General features: G+C 73.6%; 6 protein-coding genes, 1 tRNA gene and 1 pseudogene. 2 read left to right on the top strand and 6 right to left on the bottom strand.

Features of this window, described 5'->3' with window-relative positions; translation table 11 throughout:
* From Q7L73_RS28315 to Q7L73_RS28295, 5 genes and pseudogenes are all read right to left on the bottom strand, one after another.
* Positions 1 to 792 (bottom strand): annotated as a pseudogene (locus Q7L73_RS28315) (hypothetical protein); the annotation flags it as partial.
* Positions 786 to 1,436 (bottom strand): hypothetical protein, encoded by a 651-nt coding sequence (locus Q7L73_RS28310; RefSeq protein ID WP_304696187.1) that lies wholly within the window; start codon positions 1,434 to 1,436, stop codon positions 786 to 788. The gene Q7L73_RS28310 and the pseudogene Q7L73_RS28315, both read right to left, overlap by 7 nt.
* Positions 1,429 to 2,322, bottom strand: coding sequence for a MauE/DoxX family redox-associated membrane protein (locus Q7L73_RS28305; RefSeq protein ID WP_304696185.1), 894 nt, complete (start codon positions 2,320 to 2,322; stop codon positions 1,429 to 1,431). Before Q7L73_RS28305 ends, Q7L73_RS28310 begins: the two co-directional genes overlap by 8 nt.
* A gap of 75 nt (positions 2,323 to 2,397) precedes the next feature.
* The gene (locus Q7L73_RS28300; RefSeq protein WP_304696183.1) at positions 2,398 to 3,075 is read right to left on the bottom strand and encodes a response regulator transcription factor; all 678 of its coding nucleotides are present in this window, start codon (positions 3,073 to 3,075) and stop codon (positions 2,398 to 2,400) included.
* The gene (locus Q7L73_RS28295) at positions 3,075 to 4,202 is read right to left on the bottom strand and encodes an ATP-binding protein (protein WP_304715781.1); all 1,128 of its coding nucleotides are present in this window, start codon (positions 4,200 to 4,202) and stop codon (positions 3,075 to 3,077) included. The genes Q7L73_RS28300 and Q7L73_RS28295 overlap by 1 nt, the downstream gene beginning before the upstream one ends.
* Before the next feature lie 82 nt (positions 4,203 to 4,284).
* Here Q7L73_RS28295 and Q7L73_RS28290 point away from each other — a divergent pair, with 82 nt between their 5' ends.
* On the top strand, positions 4,285 to 5,226 hold the full coding sequence (locus Q7L73_RS28290) for an AEC family transporter (protein ID WP_304696180.1): 942 nt from the start codon (positions 4,285 to 4,287) through the stop codon (positions 5,224 to 5,226).
* A gap of 33 nt (positions 5,227 to 5,259) precedes the next feature.
* A tRNA-Ala gene (locus tag Q7L73_RS28285) sits at positions 5,260 to 5,331 on the top strand.
* Positions 5,332 to 5,336: 5 nt separating this feature from the next.
* Here the strand turns inward: Q7L73_RS28285 and Q7L73_RS28280 are convergent.
* The gene (locus Q7L73_RS28280; protein ID WP_304696178.1) at positions 5,337 to 7,262 is read right to left on the bottom strand and encodes an endopygalactorunase; all 1,926 of its coding nucleotides are present in this window, start codon (positions 7,260 to 7,262) and stop codon (positions 5,337 to 5,339) included.
* Between the last annotated feature and the right edge of the window lie 167 nt (positions 7,263 to 7,429).

Here is a 7,429-nt window from a genome sequence, read left to right as displayed (position 1 = left end):
GGGCGCGGCGGGCGCGGCGGCGGGCGCGGGCGCGGCGGAAGGCGGTGCGGCGTCAGCGCTAGCTGACGCGGTCGTGCCGCCGAGCAGCAGCGCGGCTGCGGCGGCGAGCAGGAGGGCGGCGTCGAGGCGGCGCAGCGCGCGCAGCAGGCGCGGCTCCTCCGCCATCCGCGTCGCCAGCCGCACGCCGAGCGTCTCCCAGCGCGGCGCCATCGCGACGACCGGCAGCGCGCGGCCGAGGCCGAAGGCGAGCCCGACGACGGCGCCGGTCGCGGGCGCGCCGAGCGCGACGCAGATGCCCGCCAGCGCCCAGACGGCGAAGGCGAGCACGAAGGTCGTGAAGCCGAGCCCGAGCAGCACGCCGTAGAGCGCGGCGGCCAGCGGCAGCGGCAGCGTCCGCCGCCACCGCTCCGGCACCTGCCGGCGGATCTGCGGCGCCACCCGCAGCCCGGCGCCGTCGGCGAGCGCGGCCGCCAGCGCCAGCGCCGCCGCGATCCCCAGCGCCAGCCCGCCGCCGCTCCCACCCGCCGCGCCGAGCGCACCGCTGCCGCCCGCGCCGAGCGCGCGCCCGAGCAGGCTCAGCGCACCGAAGGTGACGACGCCGCCGACCAGCGCGCCGACGGCGAAGGTCGCGCAGGCGACGGCGACGACGCGCGCCGGCCCGCCGCCCTCGCGCAGCGCGCCGAAGCGCCCGCCGCTCGCGAGCGTCTCGACCATCGAGAAGCCGCACGGCGACCAGGCGCCGGTCACGCCCGCCGCGAACGCGACGAGCGCGAGCAGCGCGGTGGTCAGCACGGCACCTGCGTCTGGAAGTACATGACGCAGAAGACCCTGCGATCGCCGTAGCAATAGCCTCTCAGCGAGGCGTCGCCGTTGATGCGCGTCCTGCTGGTCGAGCAGCAGTCGACCAGCCGCCGCACCTTGCCGCCGCAGCAGCGGTACCAGGAGCCGTCGATCTGCGTGCGCAGGTCGTAGCGCTCGGCGACGACCTCCTGGCAGAGCCTGCTGCGCGGCGCCGGCGGCAGCGGGCGGCCGTCGGGATCGCGCAGCCGCCGGCCGCGCTCGTCCTGCGGGAAGCCGTCGCGGTCGACCGGGCGGCCGAGGTCGTCGATCGGCTTGCCGTCGCGCGCCCGCAGCGGGTAGCCGCGCAGGTCGACGCGCGGCAGGCCGGTCGGGTGCGGGCAGGAGGCGGTCGTGTAGATGTGGCCGCAGAAGTGGAACGCCTCCGCGTCCTCCACGCCGGCCTCCAGCGCCGCTCCGCCGCCCGCCGCCGCGACCAGCCAGGCGCTCGTGCGCGCGAGGAAGCCGCGGCGGGAGGTGCCGGCCGCGAGCCGGTCGGAGACGCGCCCGCCACCCGCGACCGCCTCACCGCCAGCCGCACCCGCCTCGCCGCCGCCCGCGGCCGCCGCGGCCGCCTCCTCGCGACGCCACCTACGCATGGAACGCCTCCAGCAGCTCGCGCTCGCGCGCGGCGGCCGTTGCGACCAGCGACTCGAGCTGGCGCAGGCCGTTGAAGGTGCCCTGCGCGAGCACGGTCCCGTCGAGTCCGAGCACGACCGCGTACGGGCTGCCGGGGATCGCCAGCGCGTGCCACACCTCGCGCTCGGAGACCTCGTCGAAGCTCAGCACCGCAAGCAGCGGGTCGTTGCGCAGCAGGCTTATCGCCGGTCTCAGCGACTGGCACAGCGCGCAGCCCTCGGAGCTGAAGACGGCGACCGCGTAGCGGGTCCGCTCGGCGAGCGTGAAGCGCTCGATCAGCTCGACCGGCACGCCCAGCGGCGGCCCCTCGCCGGGGATCTCCAGCGCGGGCGCCGGCCCGAGCGCCGCCCGCAGCTCGCCGACCTCGCGCGCCAGCGCGAGCACCAGCACGGCCAGCGCGCCGAGGCCGGCGAGCGCCAGCCCGAGCCCGAGCGCCAGCCAGCCGGTCGCCGCCGGGTCGACGTCAGGCACGAACGGCAGTGCCGCGAACGCGACCGCCAGCACCAACGCCCGCACGAGTGCGCCCGCCCCGACCCGCCCGCGCGCGCCGAGACAGCCGCACGGCTGTCCTGCCCGCCCGGCCCGCAGCGCCCGCGCCAGCAGCGCGGCGAAGCCGGCCATCAGCGCCGCCGCGGCCCACGCCGCGAGATCGCTGCCGAGCGCCACCAGAACCGCCAGCGCGCCCTCGACCGCCACCGCGAGCCCCCACATCGCGGCACGCGCCCGCGGCGACCGCAGCCCGTAGGTCGCGAGCGCCGCCTGCGCCGCGCGCGGGCGAGCGAGCTTCGCCCCCGCGCTCACGAGCAGGACGGACGCGAGCAGCAGATCCGGGAGGGAGGCGAGCATCGTGCGGGCATCACACCAGCACGCGCCGCGCCTGGCAAGCGCCCAGCGGCCACACCTCCGTCATCCACACCGAGGTCAGGCGGCGAAGCGGTACCCGACGCCCGGGTCGGTGCGGATGTAGCGCGGGCCGCCGCCGGGCGGCTCGATCTTGTGGCGCAGGTTCGCGATGTGGGTCCGCAGCGTGCGGATGTCTTCGCCGTAGGCCGGTCCCCAGACCTCGGTCAGCAGCGCGCGGTGGGTCAGCAGCCGGCCGCGGTTGCGCGCCAGCACGCGCAGCAGGTCGTACTCGATCGGCGTCAGGTGGATCTCCTCGCCGTCGCGGCGGACGACCCGCCGCGCCAGGTCCAGCTCCAGCCCGTCGACCGCGATCACCGGCTCGTCGGCGGTGCGGCCTGCGCGCCGCAGCGCGGCGCCGAGCCGCGCGACCAGCTCGCGCGCGCCGAACGGCTTCGTCACGTAGTCGTCGGCGCCGGCCTCCAGCGCGCGCACCTTCTGCTCCTCCTCGCCGACCGCGGACAGCACGAGGATCGGCATCTCGCTCCACGAGCGCAGCTGGCGGGCGATCTCGATCCCGTCGCCGTCGGGCAGCACGAGGTCGACGATCGCCGCGTCGGGCGGGCGCGTCGCGGCGGCGTCGAGCGCCTCCTCGGCGGTCGCGACCGTGATCGGCTCGTAGCCGGCGTCGCGCAGGATCACGCGCAGCGCGCGCAGGATCTGCAGCTCGTCGTCGACGACGAGGATCCGGCCGGCCATCACGCACCCTCCGACGGTGCGACCACGCCGGAAGAGCGAGCCGCCAGGCGAGTCCTTCCAATCGAATCCGAGCCCTCAGGCGAGGATTCGACCGGCAGCTCGACCACGAACGTCGTCCCCTGCCCCGGCAGCGACTCGGCCCAGACGCGGCCGCCGTTGGCCTCGACGAAGCCGCGCACGACCGCCAGCCCGAGCCCGGAGCCGACGTGCCCGTCACCCCTCCGCTCCGGCGCGCGGTAGAACGGCTCGAAGATCCGCTCCAGCTCGCGCCCCGGGATCCCCGGCCCCTGGTCGACGATGCGGATCAGCAGCCGCTGCCCGACCGCGCGCGCCCGCACCGCGACGGGCTGGTCGCCGCCGTAGCGGGCGGCGTTCTCGAGCAGGTTCGCGAAGGCCCGTTCGAGCTGCACGGCGTCGGCGCGCACGAGCGGCAGGTCGCGGTCGATGCCGACGTTGAAGCCGGCGCCGTGCGGCGTCTCCTCGATCGCCGCGCGCAGCAGCTCCTCGACCGCGACCCAGTCGGTGCGCGGGTCGGCGGCGCCGCCCTGCAGGCGGGAGAGGTCGAGCAGCTTGTCGACCAGGCGCGAGAGCCGCTGCGCCTCGCCGGTCACCGCGGCGGCCAGCTCGGCCCGTTCCTCGTCGGTCAGCGACGGCGAGGAGAGCGCCTCGCCGGCGGTCGCGATCGCGGTCAGCGGCGAGCGCAGGTCGTGCGAGACGGCGCGCAGCAGCGCGGTCTTGATGTCGTCGCTGCGGCGCAGCGCGCGCGTCTCGACGAGGTCCTGCTGCAGCGTCTCGCGTTCGATCGCGGCGGCGACGAGGAAGACGATCAGCGCGACCCAGTTCTGCGGATCGCTGATCGTGAACTTGCCCGTCGGCGGGATGTGGAACCAGTTGAACGCGAGCGCGCTCGCGAGCGCGGTCCCGAGCCCGACCCAGAGCCCGAACCAGGTCGCGACGAGCAGCACCGCGAGCAGGTAGACGACGCCGGTCGAGACGGCCGGGACGATCTCTCTCAGCGGATAGATCAGCACCGTCGTGGCGGCGACGGCGCCCGCGCCCGCGACGACGCCGGCCCACCACGGCGGGCGCACGTCGCGCAGCAGCAGCGTTGAGGAGGGGCGGATCACGGTCGCTGGTCAGCGTACTCGCGGCCGCCGGCGTCGCACCGGACGGCGGCGGTCCGACCATTCGTGGGAGCATGGGGGCCACGTGTTCATCGTCGTCGCGTTCGTCCTCATCTCTCTCGCGGCGGGTGTCGCGCTGGAGCGCAGGATCGGCGGCGCGGCGGCGCGCGTGTGGCGTGAGCGGATCGTGCGGCTGATGCTGTTCGTGCTGATGCCGTTCGTCGCCTACGTGTCGATCGCGCGGCTGCATCCGGGCGGCGGCTTCGCCGTCGGCCTCGTGCTCGCGCTCGTGCTGCTGGCGACGCTCGGCTTCGCGATGTTCTGGCTCGCGCGCGGGCCGCTCGGCCTCGACCGCCCCTCGACCGGCGCCGCGATCGTCTGCGTGATCCAGGCCAACACCGGCTTCTTCGGCCTGCCGCTGGTGGCGGCGCTGTTCTCGCAGGCGGAGTTCACGCAGTCGGTCGCGTACGACGCGCTCGTCTCCTCGCCGACGTTCATCCTCGGCAGCTTCACCGTCGGCGCGCTGTTCGGCACCGCCGGCGGCGACCGCCACATCGGCCGCCACGTGATCACGACGCTGCTGCGCAACCCGGTCCTCTACGCGGTCGCGGCGGCGCTGCTGGTGCCGGAGTCGTGGGCGCCCGAGGCGCTCGTGACGCCGTCGAAGATCGCCGTCTACCTGCTCGTGCCGCTCGGCTTCATCGTCGTCGGCATCACCCTCTCCGACGAGGCCGACGAGGGCGAGTTCCGCTTCCCGCCCCCGCTCAGCCGTCCGATCGCAGCGGTCGTCGCGCTGCGGATGATGGTGATGCCGGTGATCGTCCTGGCCGTCTCGCTGTTCGTGATCAGGCTGCCCGGCCCCTACCCGCTGCTGGCGGCGATGCCCTCCGGCGTCAACTGCGTCCTGGTCGCCCACCAGACCGGCCTCAACCTGCGCCTCTCCGCCGACGCGATCGCCTGGACGACGATGATCGCGCTCGCCGCGACCTCCGCCGTCGGCGTCGCGCAGGCGTTCGGACTGCTCTGACTTCCGATTCGGGCTAGCATGCAGCGTCTCCCCGGGGGCGTAGTGCTAACGGGAACACGCCGCCTTTGCAAGGCGGAGTTGGGGGTTCGATTCCCCCCGCCTCCACTCCCTCACCAGCCCGAGACGTCGATCGCGTCGATCGTCACGTAGGTGTAGGCCGACAGCGGATTCTTCGTCCACGTCGGCCGTATTCCGAGCACGTGCGTGCCTCTCGTCAGCGTGCCGGTGTCGTAGACCTCGGTCCGGCTGAAGCCCGGTCTGTACATGTCGACCGTGCCCTTGAAGACGCCGTCGAGCCAGACGTCGGCGAGGCCGGCGTTGGGGCCGACGATCGTGCGCCATCTGGCGCGCGTGCCCTCGAACGTGACGTTCGCGGTCGTTCTGTCGGCGACGGCGAGCATGTGCGTGCCGTCGGCGTCGGCGGGATCGAGCCACTGCTGCCAGACGCCGGAGTAGCCGATGCGGGCGTCGCCGGCGACGATCACGTCGCCGAGCAGGCGCGCGTCGTCGATCCGGCCCCAGCCTCTCGTCTGGCCGGAGGAGTCGATCCCGACGTGGTAGTTGGAGCACGCCGTCGTGGTCGTGAACGACAGGTCCTCGGTGCTCCAGCCCGTCCCGCTGACCCACTTCGCCGCGACCGTCGCGCCCGTGCACTGGTTGTGGACGTACATCCGCACCGGGTCGCCGCTCGTCTGGATCTTCGCGCGGAACGTGTATCTGGTGCTCGCGGGGAGCCCGACGCCCTGCGCCAGCGCGGTGTAGCCGTCGGCGAAGTTGGTGATGAAGCCGAACCATCTGCCGGTCTGCCCGGCGACGTAGCTCTCCGCGCCGACCTGTCTGTCGGTGCCCGACTTCGACCAGTACGCGATCCCGGTGTCCTCGAAGCCGCCGTTCTTGAGGTAGGGGTTGCCGGGGTGGAACGGCGCACCCTGGATCCCGCTGATTCTCGCCTTCAGGAATCTGCTGACGTCGCCGGAGTATCTGTTGCCGGAGAAGGTGACGTTCGTCATCGGCGACTGGTCGTCCTCCGCCGAGGTGTACGCCGGGCCGGCCGAGCCGTTCCACGGGTCGTCGCACCAGCACTTGACGGAGTCCCAGTCGGTCGGCGCGTTGAGGACGTTGTTCTCGATCCGGATGTCGCGGAACTCGACGTCGCGCTTGTCCGGCGCGGAGGTGCCCCACGGGATGAACGCGAGCGCGCTGCAGCATCTCGCCTCGACGACGTTGTCGCGGATCACGATGTCGAGCAGCGGTCTCGGCACGTTGCTTCTCCACCAGCCGGTGGCGCGCGGGTCGCCGTAGGTCGTCGAGAGGGCGATCCCGTCGTCGGTGGCGCCGGGGCTGCCGTCCGGGTTGCGCATCACGTTTCTCTCGACCACGATGTGCTGCGAGCTGACGACCTCGACGCCCGAGACGGCGCCGCCCGCCGGCTGGTTGAGCGTCGTGTCGCGCACGACCCCGTTGGCGTTGAAGTAGAGGCCGATGTACGGCGTCGTGCCGCCGATCGCGTGGATGCCGGAGATCTCGAACCCGGAGACGTCCCACATGCCGACCGCGTCGTTGCGGATCGCCAGGTTCGCGTCGGCGGTCTGAGTCAGCTCGATCGTGCCGCTGCCGGTGACCTTCACGTTTCTGACGCTGCCGCCGTAGATCAGCGGGTGGTTGCGGTAGAAGGTGAAGTTCCACGGGATCGTCTCGTCGATGATCGATCCCAGGATCGGTCTGTTCGCGTAGTGCGCGACGACCTGGCTCTGCTTGACCGTCGCGCCGCTGGCGATGTTCAGCTCGACGTTGCTCTTCAGCAGCAGGTTGCCGGTCAGGTACGTCTTCGGCGCCGGCAGCGTGACCTTGCCGCCGCCCGCCGCGGAGACGGCGTCGATCGCTCTCTGGATCGCCGGCCGGTCGTTCGTCACGCCGTCGCCGGCCGCGCTGTAGGGCGCCGCCGTCACGTCCACGTCCAGGCCGCTCGCGACGGCCGGCAGGCCAAGCATCAGCGCCGCGGCAGCCAGCAGGCTCCCGCGCAGAGACCATCTCATCTCATGCCCCTTTCAATAGGCTAGATGCTATAGCTCTATCATTGATGACTCGGACGATGCAAGCGGAGTCATGGAATGAGGCAGGGGCGGCTGCGGGCGGCCGGCCTCCGGGCGCGGCCGGGCGGCCGGCGACGGGCGCGGGCGGGCGCCGGGCGCGGGCGGGCGCC

This window comes from Conexibacter sp. CPCC 205762 (assembly GCF_030646155.1).
Taxonomy (GTDB): domain Bacteria; phylum Actinomycetota; class Thermoleophilia; order Solirubrobacterales; family Solirubrobacteraceae; genus Conexibacter.
This window is presented reverse-complemented; position numbering and strand designations above follow the sequence as displayed.